General features: G+C 72.0%; 17 protein-coding genes and 1 pseudogene. 12 read left to right on the forward strand and 6 right to left on the reverse strand.

The window, feature by feature from the left end; translation table 11 throughout:
- Nucleotides 1–48: 48 nt before the first annotated feature.
- From ACP4J0_RS34870 to ACP4J0_RS34880, 3 genes are all read right to left on the reverse strand, one after another.
- A complete protein-coding gene (locus tag ACP4J0_RS34870) occupies nucleotides 49–1494 on the reverse strand; it encodes a DUF2637 domain-containing protein (RefSeq protein ID WP_426602922.1) in 1446 nt (481 codons plus the stop codon).
- Nucleotides 1495–1583: 89 nt separating this feature from the next.
- A complete protein-coding gene (locus ACP4J0_RS34875; protein WP_426602924.1) occupies nucleotides 1584–2468 on the reverse strand; it encodes a DUF3558 family protein in 885 nt (294 codons plus the stop codon).
- Between the two features lie 116 nt (nucleotides 2469–2584).
- Complete coding sequence (locus tag ACP4J0_RS34880) at nucleotides 2585–3595, reverse strand: DUF3558 domain-containing protein (RefSeq protein WP_426602926.1); 1011 nt, start codon at nucleotides 3593–3595, stop codon at nucleotides 2585–2587.
- 204 nt (nucleotides 3596–3799) lie between these two features.
- Between ACP4J0_RS34880 and ACP4J0_RS34885 the strand changes: the two genes are divergently transcribed.
- Complete coding sequence (locus ACP4J0_RS34885; RefSeq protein ID WP_426602928.1) at nucleotides 3800–4993, forward strand: RtcB family protein; 1194 nt, start codon at nucleotides 3800–3802, stop codon at nucleotides 4991–4993.
- A 98-nt stretch (nucleotides 4994–5091) separates the two neighbouring features.
- On the opposite strand, the gene ACP4J0_RS34890 is transcribed toward ACP4J0_RS34885, so the two are convergent.
- Nucleotides 5092–5871: an SDR family NAD(P)-dependent oxidoreductase gene (locus ACP4J0_RS34890; protein WP_426602930.1), complete on the reverse strand. Its 780-nt coding sequence runs from the start codon at nucleotides 5869–5871 to the stop codon at nucleotides 5092–5094.
- Nucleotides 5872–5926: 55 nt separating this feature from the next.
- Nucleotides 5927–6265 (reverse strand): YnfA family protein, encoded by a 339-nt coding sequence (locus ACP4J0_RS34895; RefSeq protein WP_426602932.1) that lies wholly within the window; start codon nucleotides 6263–6265, stop codon nucleotides 5927–5929.
- A 104-nt stretch (nucleotides 6266–6369) separates the two neighbouring features.
- Between ACP4J0_RS34895 and ACP4J0_RS34900 the strand changes: the two genes are divergently transcribed.
- The 4 genes from ACP4J0_RS34900 to ACP4J0_RS34915 all read left to right on the forward strand — a co-directional run bounded on the left by ACP4J0_RS34900 (nucleotide 6370) and on the right by ACP4J0_RS34915 (nucleotide 10446).
- Entirely contained in the window at nucleotides 6370–7461 is a 1092-nt protein-coding gene (locus ACP4J0_RS34900; protein ID WP_426602934.1) for an LLM class flavin-dependent oxidoreductase, read from the forward strand.
- A complete protein-coding gene (locus ACP4J0_RS34905) occupies nucleotides 7458–8084 on the forward strand; it encodes a CE1759 family FMN reductase (RefSeq protein ID WP_426602936.1) in 627 nt (208 codons plus the stop codon). The genes ACP4J0_RS34900 and ACP4J0_RS34905 overlap by 4 nt, the downstream gene beginning before the upstream one ends.
- A 61-nt stretch (nucleotides 8085–8145) precedes the next feature.
- Nucleotides 8146–9003 carry a response regulator gene (locus ACP4J0_RS34910; RefSeq protein ID WP_426602938.1) on the forward strand — a complete coding sequence of 286 codons (858 nt, stop codon included), beginning with the start codon at nucleotides 8146–8148 and terminating at the stop codon, nucleotides 9001–9003.
- Nucleotides 9004–10446, forward strand: a complete 1443-nt coding sequence (locus tag ACP4J0_RS34915; RefSeq protein WP_426602940.1) for a HAMP domain-containing sensor histidine kinase — start codon at nucleotides 9004–9006, stop codon at nucleotides 10444–10446.
- A gap of 121 nt (nucleotides 10447–10567) precedes the next feature.
- On the opposite strand, the gene ACP4J0_RS34920 is transcribed toward ACP4J0_RS34915, so the two are convergent.
- Entirely contained in the window at nucleotides 10568–10990 is a 423-nt protein-coding gene (locus ACP4J0_RS34920) for a VOC family protein (RefSeq protein WP_426524856.1), read from the reverse strand.
- Between the two features lie 125 nt (nucleotides 10991–11115).
- On the opposite strand from ACP4J0_RS34920, the gene ACP4J0_RS34925 reads away from it, so the two are divergent.
- From ACP4J0_RS34925 to ACP4J0_RS34955, 7 genes and pseudogenes are all read left to right on the forward strand, one after another.
- The gene (locus tag ACP4J0_RS34925) at nucleotides 11116–12114 is read left to right on the forward strand and encodes a helix-turn-helix transcriptional regulator (RefSeq protein WP_426602942.1); all 999 of its coding nucleotides are present in this window, start codon (nucleotides 11116–11118) and stop codon (nucleotides 12112–12114) included.
- 92 nt (nucleotides 12115–12206) lie between these two features.
- The gene (locus tag ACP4J0_RS34930) at nucleotides 12207–12572 is read left to right on the forward strand and encodes a DUF2089 domain-containing protein (RefSeq protein ID WP_426602944.1); all 366 of its coding nucleotides are present in this window, start codon (nucleotides 12207–12209) and stop codon (nucleotides 12570–12572) included.
- Nucleotides 12569–12829 (forward strand): hypothetical protein, encoded by a 261-nt coding sequence (locus ACP4J0_RS34935; protein WP_426602946.1) that lies wholly within the window; start codon nucleotides 12569–12571, stop codon nucleotides 12827–12829. The genes ACP4J0_RS34930 and ACP4J0_RS34935 overlap by 4 nt, the downstream gene beginning before the upstream one ends.
- Nucleotides 12830–12849: 20 nt before the next feature.
- On the forward strand, nucleotides 12850–13281 hold the full coding sequence (locus ACP4J0_RS34940; protein ID WP_426602948.1) for an SHOCT-like domain-containing protein: 432 nt from the start codon (nucleotides 12850–12852) through the stop codon (nucleotides 13279–13281).
- Nucleotides 13282–13537: 256 nt separating this feature from the next.
- Nucleotides 13538–14062 (forward strand): toxin-antitoxin system HicB family antitoxin, encoded by a 525-nt coding sequence (locus tag ACP4J0_RS34945; RefSeq protein WP_426602950.1) that lies wholly within the window; start codon nucleotides 13538–13540, stop codon nucleotides 14060–14062.
- Between the two features lie 171 nt (nucleotides 14063–14233).
- Nucleotides 14234–15076 (forward strand): DUF4097 family beta strand repeat-containing protein, encoded by an 843-nt coding sequence (locus tag ACP4J0_RS34950; protein ID WP_426602951.1) that lies wholly within the window; start codon nucleotides 14234–14236, stop codon nucleotides 15074–15076.
- Between the two features lie 77 nt (nucleotides 15077–15153).
- Nucleotides 15154–15286: pseudogene (locus ACP4J0_RS34955) on the forward strand (ABC transporter); the annotation flags it as partial.

Genomic DNA, 15286 nt, shown 5'->3' on the forward strand with positions numbered 1-15286 from the left:
CGGGTGCCCCCTTCGCCGTACGTACGTCCGTCCGTTCCGTCCCGCCGGTCAGGCGATGTGGTTCTCCTCCAGCTCCGCGTTGAAGCGGTTGGAGTAGCGGGTGACCATGCGCTTGGCATCGGCGTCCGACAGCGAGGTGCCGTACGTCGCCTCGACGTTCTCACCGAACTCGCGCGGGGTCGGGAAACTGTCGTGGATCGACTGCTTGAAGACCTGGTAGTACGCCTCGTCGTCCGGCGCCTGGACACCCGGGACACCGCCGCCCTCACCCAGCTCGCGGGTGCGGTGGGGACCCACCGGGATGGGGAAGCTCCCGGTGTCCTCCGGAGAGGGCTCCGGAGAGGGCTCCTGGACCGGCGGCTCCTCCTCGAACTGCTGCCGGTACTGCTCGGCCTGCCGCTGTTCCGCCTCCCACTGGGCGTACTGGTCCGGGTCGTACGCGGGGTCGTAGTCGCCGTGGTACTCGACGGACTGCGGGTCCCGGGCGTGCAGCCACGGGTTCTGGTCCGGCGCGGGGACCTCGTCCGGTTCGGGGGCCTCGTCGGGTTCGGCGGGCCGGTCCGCTCCGGGGTGCCGGTCCGCTCCGGGTTTCCGGTCCGGTCCGGGGTCCCGGCCCACCGCGGGCTCCTCCCGCGCCGACTCCTCCCGCGCCTGCTCGTCCCGCGCCTGCTCCGGCTCCCGGCCGCCCGGCAGCTCGAGGCGCTGCCCGCCCGCGGGCTCCGCCTTCCGCAGGGCGGGCGGCGTCCCGGCGGCACCGTCGCCCGCGCCCGCGTCCGGCTGCGGCGCCGGCGGGAGCAGGGCCGGCTCGATGCCCGCCGCCGCCAGGCCCGCCGGGGCCGTCTGCGCCAGCGGCACACCGTAGCGGGCCAGGCGCAGCGGCATCAGGGACTCCACGGGGGCCTTGCGGCGCCAGCCGCGGCCGAAGCGGGAACGCAGCCGGGCCTGGTACACCAGGCGCTCCTGCTCCAGCTTGATGACCTGCTCGTAGGAGCGCAGCTCCCACAGCTTCATGCGGCGCCACAGCAGGAAGGTCGGCCCCGGCGAGAGCAGCCAGCGGGTGAGGCGGACGCCCTCCATGTGCTTGTCGGCGGTGATGTCGGCGATCCGGCCGATCGCGTGCCGGGCGGCCTCGACGGACACCACGAACAGGACCGGGATCACTCCGTGCATGCCCACACCCAGCGGGTCGGGCCAGGCCGCCGCGCCGTTGAACGCGATCGTCGCCGCCGTCAGCAGCCAGGCCGTCTGCCGCAGCAGCGGGAAGGGGATGCGGATCCAGGTCAGCAGCAGGTCCAGGGCCAGCAGCACGCAGATGCCCGCGTCGATGCCGATCGGGAAGACGTAGCTGAAGTTCCCGAAGCCCTTCTGCAGCGCGAGTTCACGCACCGCCGCGTACGAACCCGCGAAGCCGATCCCGGCGATGATGACGGCACCGAAGACGACCATGCCGATCAGAACGCGATGCGTCCGTGTCAGCTCCAGTGGTGCGGCCACCCGTACTCCCCTCCCAGTGCCTGTTGTTGCGCGCAACAGAGTGGCACATGTGTGCGGGGGACGGGTGGCCGGTGGGTCGGTACGGCCCGTCAGCCCGTCTTCGACGACGACTTGCGCGTCTTCCCGTCCGCATCCGAGTCGGAGTCCGTGTCCGATCCGGAGCCCGAGCCAGAGCCCGATCCGGAGCCCGAGCCGGACGGCGCCGACGAGCCGCTCGGCGTACCGCCGCCGTTGGCCTTCGTCACCGCGGCCACGGCCTCCTTGGCGGCCTTCTGGGCGTCCTTGGTCAGGTCGTCGGCGTCCGGCGTCTTGTCGCCGGCCAGGCCCGCGCCGTTGAAGTCGACGGTGACGACGACGTTCTCGACGCGTGCGACGACCGTCTGCTGCTTGAAGGTGCCTTCCTTCTTCTTCAGGTCGTAGCGCACGACCGCGGCCTCGTCACCCGTGCCGCTCACCGGCGTGGTCCGCAGGCCCGTCGCGCCCTGCGTGGACTGGGCGTCCTTCAGCTGCTTCGCGTAGTAGTCGCGCGCCAGCTTGTCGCCCTCGCCGCGCGTCAGATCCGACTCGAAGCGCAGCATCGACACGCTCAGCCAGCGGAACTGGGAGCCCTTCACGCCGTTGTCGTCCAGGCTGTCCCAGGAGCAACCGGCGCGTGTCGCGGTGTCGTTGGACGCGCCCTCCTTGCCGGACTTGGCCTTCGGCACCAGGTCGTCCAGCGTCTTCTTCGACAGCACCGAACACGGCTCCGGAAGCTTCCCGTACGCCGCGGGCCGCACCGTCGGGGACGGGCTCGCCGACTTCGACGGGGACGCCTTGGCCGCGGCCTTGCCCTCGCCGTCGTCGGAGCCGGAGTCCGAGGAGCAGCCGGCTGCCACCAGCATCACGGGTACGGCGGCCGCGCCGACAAGGACGCGGGTGAGTCGCTTCGCTCGCTGATCACGCTGGGCTCGTCGCTGCATGGTTCCTTCACTCATGGCACTCGTGGTTCCTGCGGTCGGAACGGGTCCGGGGGGCCACGGTACGCGTTGGGGAAACCGGGCGGTCCGCTCCAGGTGCTTCGCACGCGGACGCCGGCGGGCCCGGGCGGGGCTCAACCGCTCAGTGAATCCGCCAGCCGTGACGCCAGTTTCCGCGCCATGTCCTGCATTTCCTCGCTGTCCGGCACGACTCCGAGCGTCGCCGGCTGCTCCGCGTACTCGATGGTCACCACGACGTTCGACGTGCGGAACGCCACAGTCACCGTGCGCCGCTTCGCCGTCGAACCGGAGCTGCCCAGCTCGTCGTCCACGAACGCCTCGTCACCCAGGTCGTCGAGCAGACGGGGCTGGAGGCCGGTGGGCGTGGCGTCGGCGGACGGGCTCGACGAGGGGGCGCCGGACGACGCGGAGCCGGAAGCCGTGGCGGAGGGCGTGCCGGGTGACGCGGAGCCGGACGGCGACGCGGATCCCGGCGTGGCACCGGACGCGGAACCCGCACCCGACGCCGGCTCAGACTTCGAACCGGCAGCCGGCTTCGACTCCGATCCCGACTCCGACCCTGACTCCGACTCGGATCCTGACTCCGATTCGGATCCTGACTCCGATTCGGACTGCGACTCCGCGTCCGACGCCGACTCGGAGCCCGACGCCGACCCCGGCTCCGAGGTGACCGGTACGGGCAGGTCGGCCGCCTCCACCTGCTTGGCGAAGAGCTGCTCGGCCTCGCTGTCGTCGCTCACCTCGTTGTCGTACGAGACCACCCGCTCGAAGTCGACGAAGAGATGGTTGGTGGCGTCCGCCGACTCCACCTTCCAGCGGCAGCCGACCTTGCGGTCCGTGTCGTAGGCGGGCGTCGCCTCGCCCGCGTACGCCTTCTCCCGCTGCTCCTGGTCCGCGATCTCCTCGATGCCGGGCAGGAGCGCGTCGAGTGACTTGTCGCCGACCGCGCCGCACGGCTCCGGAAGGAAGCGGTACTTGCCGGGCTCGGCCGCCTCGGCCGCGACACCGGGCTGTCCCGGGTTGGAATCGTCCGACGTGGCTCCGTCGTCCGAGCCGCCGGTGCAGCCGGCCAGCAACGCCGCCAGGAGGGCGGCGACGCCGGGTACGTAGGCCTTCCGCTGCACGGTGCGGCTCCTCTCGCCGGTGTGGCTGTGGGTCGGTACTCCAGTGTCCCCGCTCGTTATTCGCTTGCCGCGACGGGGCGCCCCCTGCAGACAATGTGTATCGCACGCGCTGCCGTGAACGCCGGTCGGTTGTCTCTTTGGTCGACCTTGGCGCCGGTTTTGCGCATTGAGACTTCTGTTTGTTTCCGGGGGAATGAGGACGATATGTCGTACGTGGAAATGCCGGGCGCGAAGGTGCCGATCCGGATGTGGACCGACCCGGCGACCGTGGAGGACGTGGCCCTCCAGCAGCTGCGCAACGTCGCGACCCTGCCGTGGATCAAGGGCCTCGCGGTCATGCCGGACGTGCACTACGGCAAGGGGGCGACGGTCGGGTCGGTCATCGCCATGCAGGGGGCGGTGTGCCCGGCGGCGGTCGGGGTCGACATCGGCTGCGGGATGTCGGCCGTGAAGACGTCCCTGACGGCGAACGACCTCCCGGGCGACCTGTCGCGGCTGCGCTCGAAGATCGAGCAGGCGATTCCGGTGGGCCGGGGGATGCACGACAGTCCCGTCGATCCGGGGCGCTTCCACGGGCTGGCGACGGCCGGGTGGGACGACTTCTGGGGGCGGTTCGACGGGGTGGCGGAGGCCGTCAGATTCCGTCATGAGCGGGCCGGAAAGCAGATGGGGACGCTCGGAAGCGGCAACCACTTTGTTGAAGTGTGCACGGATACGACCGGTTCCGTCTGGCTGATGTTGCACTCCGGTTCCCGCAACATCGGCAAGGAACTCGCCGAACACCACATCGGTATCGCCCAGAAGCTCCCGCACAACCAGGGCCTGGTCGACCGCGACCTCGCGGTGTTCGTCGCGGACACCCCGCAGATGGCGGCGTACCGCAACGACTTGTTCTGGGCGCAGGAGTACGCGAAGTACAACCGCACCCTGATGATGGCGCTCCTGAAGGACGTGGTCCGCAAGGAGTTCAAGAAGGCGAAGCCGGCCTTCGAGCCGGAGATCAGCGCGCATCACAACTACGTGGCCGAAGAGCGCTACGACGGGATGGACCTGCTCGTCACCCGCAAGGGCGCGATCCGGGCCGGTTCCGGCGAGTACGGGATCATCCCGGGCTCCATGGGTACGGGCTCGTACATCGTGAAGGGCCTCGGGAACGCCAAGTCCTTCAACTCCGCCTCCCACGGCGCCGGCCGGCGCATGAGCCGGAACGCGGCCAAGCGGCGCTTCTCCACGAAGGACCTGGAGGAGCAGACGCGGGGCGTGGAGTGCCGCAAGGACTCGGGCGTCGTGGACGAGATCCCGGGCGCCTACAAGCCCATCGACCAGGTCATCGACCAGCAGCGCGACCTCGTGGAGGTCGTGGCGAAGCTGAAGCAGGTCGTCTGCGTGAAGGGCTGACCTCCGGGGCGGCGTCCGGCGTCAGCCCTACCGGGTGCGTCTTCGGCGTCAGCTCTTCCGGTGATCCTCGGCGTCAGCTCTTCCGGTGATCCTCGGCGTCAGCCCTCCCGGTGCACCTTCGTGTTCGACGCCTGGGCGCGGGGGCGGACGACCAGGAGGTCGATGTTGACGTGGGCGGGGCGGGTGACCGCCCAGGTGATGGTGTCGGCGACGTCGTCGGCGGTCAGGGGGTCGGCGACGCCCTGGTAGACCTTGGCCGCCTTGTCCCGGTCGCCGCCGAAGCGGGTCAGGGCGAACTCGTCGGTCTTCACCATGCCGGGCGCGATCTCGATGACGCGGACCGGGCGGCCGACGATCTCCAGGCGGAGGGTCTCGGCGAGGACGTGTTCGCCGTGCTTGGCGGCGACGTAGCCCGCGCCGCCCTCGTAGGTGGAGAGGCCGGCGGTCGAGGAGACGACGACGATCGTGCCGTCGCCGCTCGCCTCCAGCCTGGGGAGCAGGGCCTGGGTGAGGTTGAGGGTGCCGATGACGTTCGTCTCGTACATGCGGCGCCAGTCGTCCGGGTCGCCGGTGGCCACCGGGTCGGCGCCGAGCGCGCCGCCCGCGTTGTTGACGAGGACGCCGATCGTCTTGAAGGCGGTGGCGAACTCGTCGACGGCCGCACGGTCGGTGACGTCCAGGGGGTAGGCCGTGGCCTTGTGGCCAGCCGCCTGGATCTCCTCCGCCAGCGCCTCGATGCGGTCCTTGCGGCGGGCGGTGAGGACGACGCGGTAGCCGGCTTCGGCGAGTTGCCGGGCCGTAGCGGCGCCGATGCCGCTGCTCGCACCGGTGACGACGGCGATGCGGGAGGCGGCGGACGGGGCGGCTGCGGTGGCCATGGGCTGCTCCTGTTTGCGTGACGGGTGCGGTGCGGACGGTCGCCGACCAGGGTAGTCAGCCGCCGTTGCGGGGCGCCCACATGATCACGGCCATCCCCGCGAGGCAGACCAGCGCCCCGGTGATGTCCCAGCGGTCGGGGCGGTAGCCGTCCGCGACCACGCCCCACAGGATCGAGCCGGCCACGAAGATCCCGCCGTACGCGGCGAGGATGCGGCCGAAGTGGGCGTCGGGCTGGAAGGTGGCGACGAAGCCGTAGGCGCCGAGGGCGAGGACCCCGCCGAGGGCCCACAGCCAGCCGCGCTGTTCGCGCACGCCCTGCCAGACCAGCCAGGCGCCGCCGATCTCGAAGAGGGCGGCGACGACGAAGAGGGCGGCGGAGCGGAGGACCAGCATGGGGGCAGCTTCGCACGGGGAGGAACGGGGGGCGGAATAACGTCCGGGGGTCCTCCGTTCCACGAGTATAGTTGAACCGTAAACAACTCGGAGGTTGAGCGACCATGCAGTTCGGCATCTTCACCGTCGGCGACGTCACCCCGGACCCGACCACGGGCCGGACGCCGACCGAGCGTGAGCGCATCAAGGCCATGGTCGCCATCGCGCTGAAGGCCGAGGAGGTCGGGCTCGACGTCTTCGCGACCGGCGAGCACCACAACCCGCCCTTCGTGCCCTCGTCGCCGACCACGATGCTCGGCTACATCGCGGCGCGCACCGAGCGGCTGATCCTCTCCACCTCCACCACCCTCATCACCACCAACGACCCGGTGAAGATCGCGGAGGACTTCGCGATGCTCCAGCACCTGGCCGACGGCCGGGTGGACCTGATGATGGGGCGCGGCAACACCGGGCCGGTCTACCCGTGGTTCGGCAAGGACATCCGCGAAGGCATCAACCTCGCGGTCGAGAACTACGCCCTGCTGCACCGTCTGTGGCGCGAGGACGTCGTGAACTGGGAGGGCAGGTTCCGCACGCCGCTCCAGGGCTTCACGTCCACGCCCCGCCCGCTGGACGGTGTCGCGCCGTTCGTCTGGCACGGCTCGATCCGGTCCCCGGAGATCGCCGAGCAGGCCGCGTACTACGGCGACGGCTTCTTCCACAACAACATCTTCTGGCCCGCCGACCACACCAAGCGCATGGTCGAGCTGTACCGGGCCCGCTACGCCCACTACGGGCACGGCACCCCCGAGCAGGCGATCGTCGGCCTCGGCGGCCAGGTGTTCATGCGGAAGAACTCGCAGGACGCGGTGCGCGAGTTCCGGCCGTACTTCGACGTCGCCCCGGTGTACGGGCACGGGCCGTCGCTGGAGGACTTCACCGAGCAGACGCCGCTCACCGTCGGCTCCCCGCAGCAGGTGATCGAGAAGACGCTGGCCTTCCGCGAGTACGCCGGTGACTACCAGCGCCAGCTGTTCCTGATGGACCACGCCGGGCTGCCCCTGAAGACCGTGCTGGAGCAGCTCGACCTGCTCGGTGAGGAGGTCGTGCCGGTGCTGCGCGAGGAGTTCGCCAAGAACCGCCCGGCCGGTGTGCCGGACGCGCCGACCCACGCGTCGCTGCTGGCCGGCGCGCGCAAGGAAGGAGTACGGGCGTGAAGCTCGTCGTCGTCTCCGCGGGACTGGGCGTCCCGTCCTCCACCCGGCTGCTCGCCGACCGGCTGGCCGCCGCCACCGTCGCCGCAGGCGCCCCACCGGCGTCCGCGGAGGTCCAGGTGGTCGAGGTGCGCGATCTCGCCGTGGAGATCGCGCACACCTTCACCAACGGCTTCCCCGGGCGGAACCTGTCCGCCGCCTTCGACGCGGTGGCGGCGGCCGACGGCCTGATCGTCGTCACGCCGGTGTTCTCGGCGTCGTACAGCGGGCTGTTCAAGTCGTTCTTCGACGCGCTGAGCGTGACCGACGCGGACGCCCTCGCCGGAAAGCCCGTGCTGATCGGCGCGACCGGCGGCACGGCCCGGCACTCGCTCGTCCTGGACCACGCGCTGCGACCGCTCTTCGCCCACCTCAAGGCCGTCGTCGTACCGACCGGCGTCTACGCCGCCTCGGAGGACTGGGGAGCCGAGGGGCTGGACGGGCGGATCGAGCGGGCGGCCGGGGAGCTGGCGGCGCTGACGGCCGGGCTGTCGACGGTCGTGAAGCCGGCCGTGGAGCCGGCCGCGGACGCCGACGGGATCGTGCCGTTCGAGGAGCGGCTCGCCGCGCTGCGGCCCGCCGGGTGAGATCTCGGTAAGAACCCCGGCCGTCCGGTCGCAGGGGCCCTGGCCTTGGCAGACTGGGCGCGTGCCCCGGACTGTTCTGCTCGCCGAAGACGACCGCGCCATCCGGCACGCCCTGGAGCGCGCCCTCACCCTGGAGGGCTACCGGGTCACCGCGGTCGCGGACGGCGTCGAGGCGCTGGCGCAGGCCCACCGCGGCCGGCCGGACGTCCTCGTGCTGGACGTGATGATGCCGGGCATCGACGGCCTCCAGGTCTGCCGGGCGCTGCGCGCGGAGGGCGATTCCACGCCGATCCTGATACTGACGGCGCTGGTGGAGACCGCCGAGCGCATCGCGGGCCTGGACGCGGGCGCCGACGACTACGTGGTGAAGCCCTTCGACGTCGAGGAGGTCTTCGCCCGGCTGCGCGCCCTGCTGCGCCGCACGGAAGGCCGCACGGAGGGTCGTATGGACGGCCGCACGGAGAGCCGTGTGGACGGCCGTGCCGACGGCCGTGCGGAGGCGGGGCAGCCGGACGGCACCGCCGGAGCGGACGGCACTGCCGGGGCGGACGGCCCCGCCCGGCCGGGCGGCCCGGCCCCGTCGCGGTCCGGCCCCGTTCCGGAGGAGCCGGACGACGGCCGGTACCTCGCGGCGGCGGGACTGCGCATGGACCCGCGGGCCCGCCGCGCCTGGCGGGACGGGCGTGAGCTGGAACTGACCCGCACCGAGTTCGAGCTGCTGGAACTGCTGGTCCGCAACGCGGGCATCGTGCTCGACCACTCCACCATCTACGACCGCATCTGGGGCTACGACTTCGGGCCCGGCTCCAAGAACCTCGCCGTCTACGTCGGCTACCTGCGCCGCAAACTGGACCGGCCGGGGGCGCCGCAGCTGATCCAGACCGTGCGCGGGGTGGGTTACGTGCTGCGGGAGGACTGAGTGGGCCACTCCCCGCTCGGGCGCCGGCCCCGGCTGCTGTCGCTGCGGACGACGTTCGCGGTGTCGTTCGCGACGGTCACCGCCGTGGTCACGGTCGTCGTCGGGGTGCTGTCGTACAGCGCCGCGGCCCGGCTGGTCCGGGTGGACCAGGAGTCCGTCTTCGACCAGGTCGTGCAGGACCTGCGGGCCGAGGTGCGCCTGCGGAGGCTCTCGCCCCTCGACTTCTCCACGTCCGCGCCGGGCCACGACATCGTGCGCCCGGCCCGCACCGACGTGCAGGTGCTCGGGCCGGACGGTGACATCTTCGACCCGGCCGGCCCGCGGCTGCCGGTCACCGACGCCGACCGGCGGACCGCGGGTGCGGCGACGGCGGGGCGGATGGTCGAGCACGAGGACGTCGGCGTCGGCCACGACGCCTTCCGGGTCGCGACCGTCGCCCTCGGCGGCGGCCGGGGCGCGGTGCAGGTGGCGCAGGAGTTCAGTGACACCGAGGACCTGCTGCGGACGCTGCAACGGCGGACGCTGCTCCTGATGGCGGCGGTGGTGACGGGTGCGGGACTGTTCGGCTGGTGGCTGGCCAGGCGCATCACCCGGCGTCTGGTCGTCCTCACCTCCGCCGCCGAGAACGTCGCGCGAACCCGCCGGCTCGGCATCCAGGTCCCGGTCACCGGCCCCGACGAGGTGGGCCGCCTCGGCCGCGCCTTCGACCTGATGCTGGGCCGCCTCGCCCAGTCGGAGGAGGACCAGCGGCGCCTGGTCCAGGACGCGGGCCACGAGCTGCGTACGCCGCTGACCTCGCTGCGGACCAACATCTCGCTGCTGCGCCGGATCGACGAACTCCCGCCCGCCGCCCGCGAGGAACTGGTCGCCGACCTGGGGCAGGAGGCCCGCGAGCTGACCGACCTGGTCAACGAACTGGTCGAACTGGCGGCCGGCCAGTGGGCCGGCGAGCCCGCGCAGCGGGTCGACGTGGCCCGGATCGCGCACGACGTGGCGGCCCTGGCCCGGCGCCGCACCGGCCGGGAGATCGGCGTACGGGCCTGCGGAGGGACGACGACGCAGGGCCGGCCCGCCATGCTGGCCCGCGCCCTCTCCAACCTGGTCGAGAACGCCGCGAAGTTCGACCCCGAAGGCACCGGCCCCATCGAGGTCGCCGTCGCCGGACCCGCCCTCCCGGGCACGATCCGCGTCGAGGTCCTCGACCGCGGCCCCGGCATCCGTGACGCCGACCTGACCCGTGTCTTCGACCGCTTCTACCGCGCCGCCGACGCCCGCTCCCGGCCCGGCTCGGGCCTCGGCCTGTCCATCGTGCGGGAGGTGGCGCTGGCGCACGGGGGAGCGCCGTTCGCCTACCGGCGGGCCGGGGGAGGGGCGGTGATCGGGTTCACGGTCGTCGGGGCCGTGGAGGACGGGCCGCTCACCGGTGGGCCGCCGGGCGGCTGACCGGGCGGGCGCCGATCCCGTCCGCGACACGGGGGCACGGCGCGGCACGGCATGGGCGGGCGCGGCAGGGCGCGGACCGATACGCCCGCCCGCTCGCGCCCCTCCCTCCCCGCTGTGGGGATCAGCCGTTGTACGGGGCCGCCACGTCCAGGACCCAGGTCACGCCGAAGCGGTCGGTGAGCATGCCGTACAGCGGGGCCCACTGCGAGGGTTCCAGGGGCTGCACCACCGTCGATCCCTCCGCCAGCTTCTGCCAGAGGGTGCTGATCTCGTCCGTGTCGTCACCGCGCACGGAGACGAAGAAGGGGCGGCTGCCCTGGTCCCAGGGCAGGTCGGAGGGCACGTCGTAGGCCATGACGTGGAAGCCGTTGTCGCCCACCACCTCGCCCCACGTCACCCAGTCCGCTTCGTTCTCGTTCCGCGTGTTGCCGGTGTCCTTGTACGTGACGGCGGTGACGCGTCCGCCGAAGACGGACCGGTAGTGGTCCAGCGCCGCCCGGGCGTCGCCCCGGAAGTTCAGATGGGTGGTGGTCGTGACGGCCATGGCCTTCTCCCTGCTCTCGGCGGTTCTGTGCTCTCTCGCGGGTCCTGCTCTCTGGTGGACCCGGGGTTCACCGTTCCAGGGGTAGCGGACAGGTTGTGTCCTGTACCGCGCCCACAATGGTGGGCATGCAGAAGACTTCCTCGCGGTTGCTCGCACTGCTCTCACTGCTTCAGGCGCATCGCGACTGGTCCGGTGACGATCTCGCCGAGCGGCTCGACATCACCCCTCGCACCGTGCGCCGCGACATCGACCGGCTACGGGAGCTGGGCTACCCGATCCTCGCTTTCAAGGGGCCCTCCGGCGGCTACCGCCTGGACGCCGGCTCGCAACTGCCCCCGCTGCTGTTCGACGACGGCCAGGCCGTCGCCCTGGCCCTCGCCCTGCAGTCCGCGGTCACCAGCGGCACGATCGGCGAGGACGCCGCACGGGCGCTGTCCACCGTTCGCCAGGTCATGCCGCCCCGCCTGCGACAGCGCATCGACATGGTGCGGGTCACCGCCGTTCCGTCGCCCGGGTCCGGTGACGCGGCACCGGTCGACACGGCGGTCCTCATGGAGCTGAGCCGCGTCGTCCACGCCCGCGAGGAGCTGCGCTTCGACTACGGGCTCGACGCCACCGGCTCCACCGGTCGGCCCCGCCGCGTACAGCCCCATCACCTCGTCACCCGGCGCGGCCACTGGTACCTGGTCGCCTGGGACCTCGACCGTGCCGACTGGCGCACCTTCCGCGTCGACCGCGTACACCCGCGCACTCCGACCGGCCCGCGTTTCAGCCCGCGCGAGGTCCCCGGTGGCGACGTGGCCGCGTTCGTCACCGGCCACTTCCGCGGAACCGACGGCTCCACCGCCGACTGGCCCTGCATCGGCGAGGTCGTCCTCGACCTCCCCGCGCGGGCCGTGGCCCCCTTCGCGCAGGACGCGGTCGTCGAAGAACTCGGCCCCGACCGCTGCCGCCTCACCCTCGGCTCCTGGTCGTGGACCGGCCTCGCCGCCGCGCTCTGCCGCTTCGACGCCGACGTCGAAGTCGTCGGCCCGCCCCAACTGACCAGCGCGTTCGCCGAACTGGCCGCGCGCTGCGCCAACGCGGCGGGCGCGAGCGAGTTGAATTCCACGAACGTGGAATGAAGAAAATGAAGGTGTGGTCGTTGACCGCTTAAGAAAATCAAAGTACAAACAGGGATGAGCGCGGTCGTCGAATCGAAAGCAGGGAGCCGAGGGTGGACTGGCAGGAGCTGACGGACCTGACGCAAGGGCGGCCGTTCGTGGTCGAGCGGGTCCGCCTCGCCGACAGCGGCGTCGCGATCGAGGGGCAGTTCGAGCCGCCGCAGCTGGCTCAGCTCGGCATCGACGACCAGGTGTTCGTCGCCGCGTTCGTGCGGTCGCACGGTTCGATCAAGGAGATGGAGCGGATCTTCGGGGTGAGCTACCCGACGGTCAAGTCCCGGCTGAAGCGGATCGCCGAGCACCTCGACTTCGTCGACACCGACCCGGCGCCGACCGGTGCCGCCGACGTCGTCGACCGCCTGCGCCGGGGGGAGATCAGCGCCCAGGAGGCGCTGGCCGAGCTGGAGCGGTCCCGGTGATCCCCCAGCTGGTGACGGTGTGCTGGCGCCGCCCGGGCAGCCGTCGGCGGCGGTTGTACGTCCCCGTCCTGCCGGTGCTGCTGGTGCTGTCACCGCTGCTGCTGCTCGCCGTGGCGGCCGGACTGGTCGCCTGCCTCGCCACCCGGGTGAGCCCGGTGGGCGCGCTGCGCGGCGCCGGGCAGCTGCTGTGGGCGCTGCCCGGCACCCGGATCGAGATCGAGCAGGGCCGGACGGCCGTGCTGGTAAGCGTCGGATGAGTCGGAGGGATGGGGAGATCATGAACGAGCAGCGCCGCCAGGTCCTGGAGATGCTGGCCGAGGGCAGAATCACCGCGGACGAGGCCGAGCGGCTCATCGACGCCCTCGAGCGAGACCGGCCCGAGGCGCCGCCGGGAGCCTCGCCCCGCCCGAAGCCCCGGGCCAAGTACCTGCGCGTGGTGGTGGACGCGGTGGACGAACCCGGCGGTGACGGGCCGAGCCGGGTCGACATCCGCGTCCCGATGCAACTGCTGCGAGCCGGGGTCCGGCTCACGAGCCTGGTCCCTCCGAAGGCGCTCGCCAAGGCCAACGCGGAACTGAACAGGTCCGGGGTGCCGATCGACCTCACCGCACTCAAGCCGCAGCAGATGGAGGACCTCGTCGACCAGCTCGACGAGGTCGCCATCGACGTCGACGACTCCGGCACCAAGGTGCGGGTCTTCTGTGAGTGACGCCGCCACGGCGGGGTGGCCGGGGTGCCGCTGAGCGCCTGCACCACCGGCCGGCCCGCTTGGTGCCATACGGCGCCACCTGGTGCCAAGCGGTGCCATTTCACGGCACCGAAGAGTGTCCCAATGTGCCGATGTCGTCGTCGTTCATCCAATGTGTGGTGCGTTTTCGCAGGTCGGAGGAGTTTGCTCGGCGTTCCGCCGGGTTCAGTGCCACGCATGCTTGCATGTGGCGCCACTGTGGTGCCATGATGGCGTCATGGACCTCACCCCGTATGTCGACACTCTCCGCCGTGAACTCGCGGTGGCCGCCGAAGCCGGCGGGGAAGACGCCCGTGTGCTGGCCGAGAGGCTCACCGCTCCGCTGGAGTCGGCGACCCGGCTGACCATGCTCAACGTGCTCTCCGCCGCGATGGACGAGATCACCCGCGAACTCGCCCCCGGCTCGGTCGACGTACGGCTGCGCGGGCTCGACCCGGACTTCGTGGTGACGCCGCCACCCACCGACGACCGTGCCCCCGCCGAGCCGACCGCCCCCGTGGAACCGCCCAGGGCCCCGGCCTCGGTCCCGGCCGAAGGTGACGAGGGCGGCACAGCCCGCGTCAACCTGCGCCTGCCGGCCCACCTCAAGGCGCGCGCGGAGGAGGCCGCGAGCCGCGAGGGCCTGTCGGTCAACGCGTGGCTGGTGCGTGCCGTGTCGGCCGCGGTCGACGGCGGCACCCGGCCGCAGGCGGCGGAGAAGACCCGGACGCTCGGACAGAGCTTCACGGGCTGGGTGCGCTAGCCGCGCCCGGCTCACGCCGCGCCCGGCTCACGCCGCGCCCGGCTCACGCCGCGCCACCTCACCGAGCGCCGGCTCACCCGCTCACCCGCACACCAGCTCACCCGCACCACTTCACCGACACCACGTCCCCTCAGCCGGGACGTCCTGAAGACCCAAGAGGACGGGACAGCCATGCCTTCTTTCGACACTCCCGAAGCGATCTCGGCCACGGCGCGCGTGGAGGCCGGTTCCATCCAGTTCGCCGCGGGCGACCGCGTCGAAACCGTCGTCGAGGTGCGGCCCCGCGTCCCCGGGAAGGACCTGGACGTGCGGACGGCCGACCAGACCGAGGTGACGTACGCGAACGGCGAACTGACCGTCAGGACGCCCAAGTCCGGCCTGTTCGGGCGCACCGGCGTCGTCGACGTGACGGTCGAACTGCCCGCGGGCTCGCGCGTCGACCTGACCGGTGCCTGGACCCAGGTGCTCGGCGAGGGCCGGCTCGGCGAAGTCCACGTGAAGGTTTCGTCCGGCGACGTCCGCCTCGATGCGACCGGCCCTCTGAAGCTGACCGCGTCGCACGGCTCGATCACCGTGGACCGGGTCGAGGGCGCGGCCGAGATCACCACCAGTTCGGGCAGCCTGCGCGTCGGCCTGCTCGACGGCCCCGCCGTCCTGAAGAACTCGCACGGCACCACGACCGTCGGCGCCGCGACCGGCGAGCTGCGGGTGAGCGGAGCCAACGGTGACATCGACATCGCCCGCGCCGAGGACTCGGTCACCGCCACCACCGCCCACGGAACCCTGCGCGTGGGCGACGCGGTCCGCGGCACCGTCCAGTTGGAGACCAGTTACGGCGCCATCGAGGTCGGTGTCCGTGAGGGCACGGCCGCCTGGCTCGACGTCCATGCGGGCTCCGGCCAGGTACGCAACTCGCTCACCGCGTCCGAGACACCGCACGAGGGCGACGACACGGTCAAGGTCCGCGCCCGCACCCGGCACGGCAACATCGACGTCCGGCGCGCCAAGGCCTGAGCCCCGCCCCGCGGACCCGCCCACTCACCCCGATCACCTCGCCCCTCGAAAGGGAGGACTCCATGCCTTCATCTGTCATGTCCACGTCCAGCAAGGGGGGCGGTCAGGCGCCCCCGGCCGCCGTCTCCGCCGTCGGGCTGCGCAAGTCGTACGGCGACAAGACCGTCCTCGACGGCGTCGACCTGCACATCCCGGCCGGTTCCGTGTTCG

It is taken from the genome of Streptomyces sp. WG7, assembly GCF_049975785.1.
In the GTDB taxonomy this organism is placed as follows: domain Bacteria; phylum Actinomycetota; class Actinomycetes; order Streptomycetales; family Streptomycetaceae; genus Streptomyces.

What these genes read in the sequence shown, in the direction of transcription:
- ACP4J0_RS34875 (WP_426602924.1), bottom strand. Translation starts at nt 2,468, where the DNA reads ATGAGTGAAGGAACCATGCAGCGACGAGCCCAGCGTGATCAGCGAGCG.
- ACP4J0_RS34885 (WP_426602928.1), top strand. Translation starts at nt 3,800, where the DNA reads ATGTCGTACGTGGAAATGCCGGGCGCGAAGGTGCCGATCCGGATGTGG.
- ACP4J0_RS34890 (WP_426602930.1), bottom strand. Translation starts at nt 5,871, where the DNA reads ATGGCCACCGCAGCCGCCCCGTCCGCCGCCTCCCGCATCGCCGTCGTC.
- ACP4J0_RS34895 (WP_426602932.1), bottom strand. Translation starts at nt 6,265, where the DNA reads ATGCTGGTCCTCCGCTCCGCCGCCCTCTTCGTCGTCGCCGCCCTCTTC.
- ACP4J0_RS34900 (WP_426602934.1), top strand. Translation starts at nt 6,370, where the DNA reads ATGCAGTTCGGCATCTTCACCGTCGGCGACGTCACCCCGGACCCGACC.
- ACP4J0_RS34920 (WP_426524856.1), bottom strand. Translation starts at nt 10,990, where the DNA reads ATGGCCGTCACGACCACCACCCATCTGAACTTCCGGGGCGACGCCCGG.
- ACP4J0_RS34925 (WP_426602942.1), top strand. Translation starts at nt 11,116, where the DNA reads ATGCAGAAGACTTCCTCGCGGTTGCTCGCACTGCTCTCACTGCTTCAG.
- ACP4J0_RS34940 (WP_426602948.1), top strand. Translation starts at nt 12,850, where the DNA reads ATGAACGAGCAGCGCCGCCAGGTCCTGGAGATGCTGGCCGAGGGCAGA.
- ACP4J0_RS34945 (WP_426602950.1), top strand. Translation starts at nt 13,538, where the DNA reads ATGGACCTCACCCCGTATGTCGACACTCTCCGCCGTGAACTCGCGGTG.
- ACP4J0_RS34950 (WP_426602951.1), top strand. Translation starts at nt 14,234, where the DNA reads ATGCCTTCTTTCGACACTCCCGAAGCGATCTCGGCCACGGCGCGCGTG.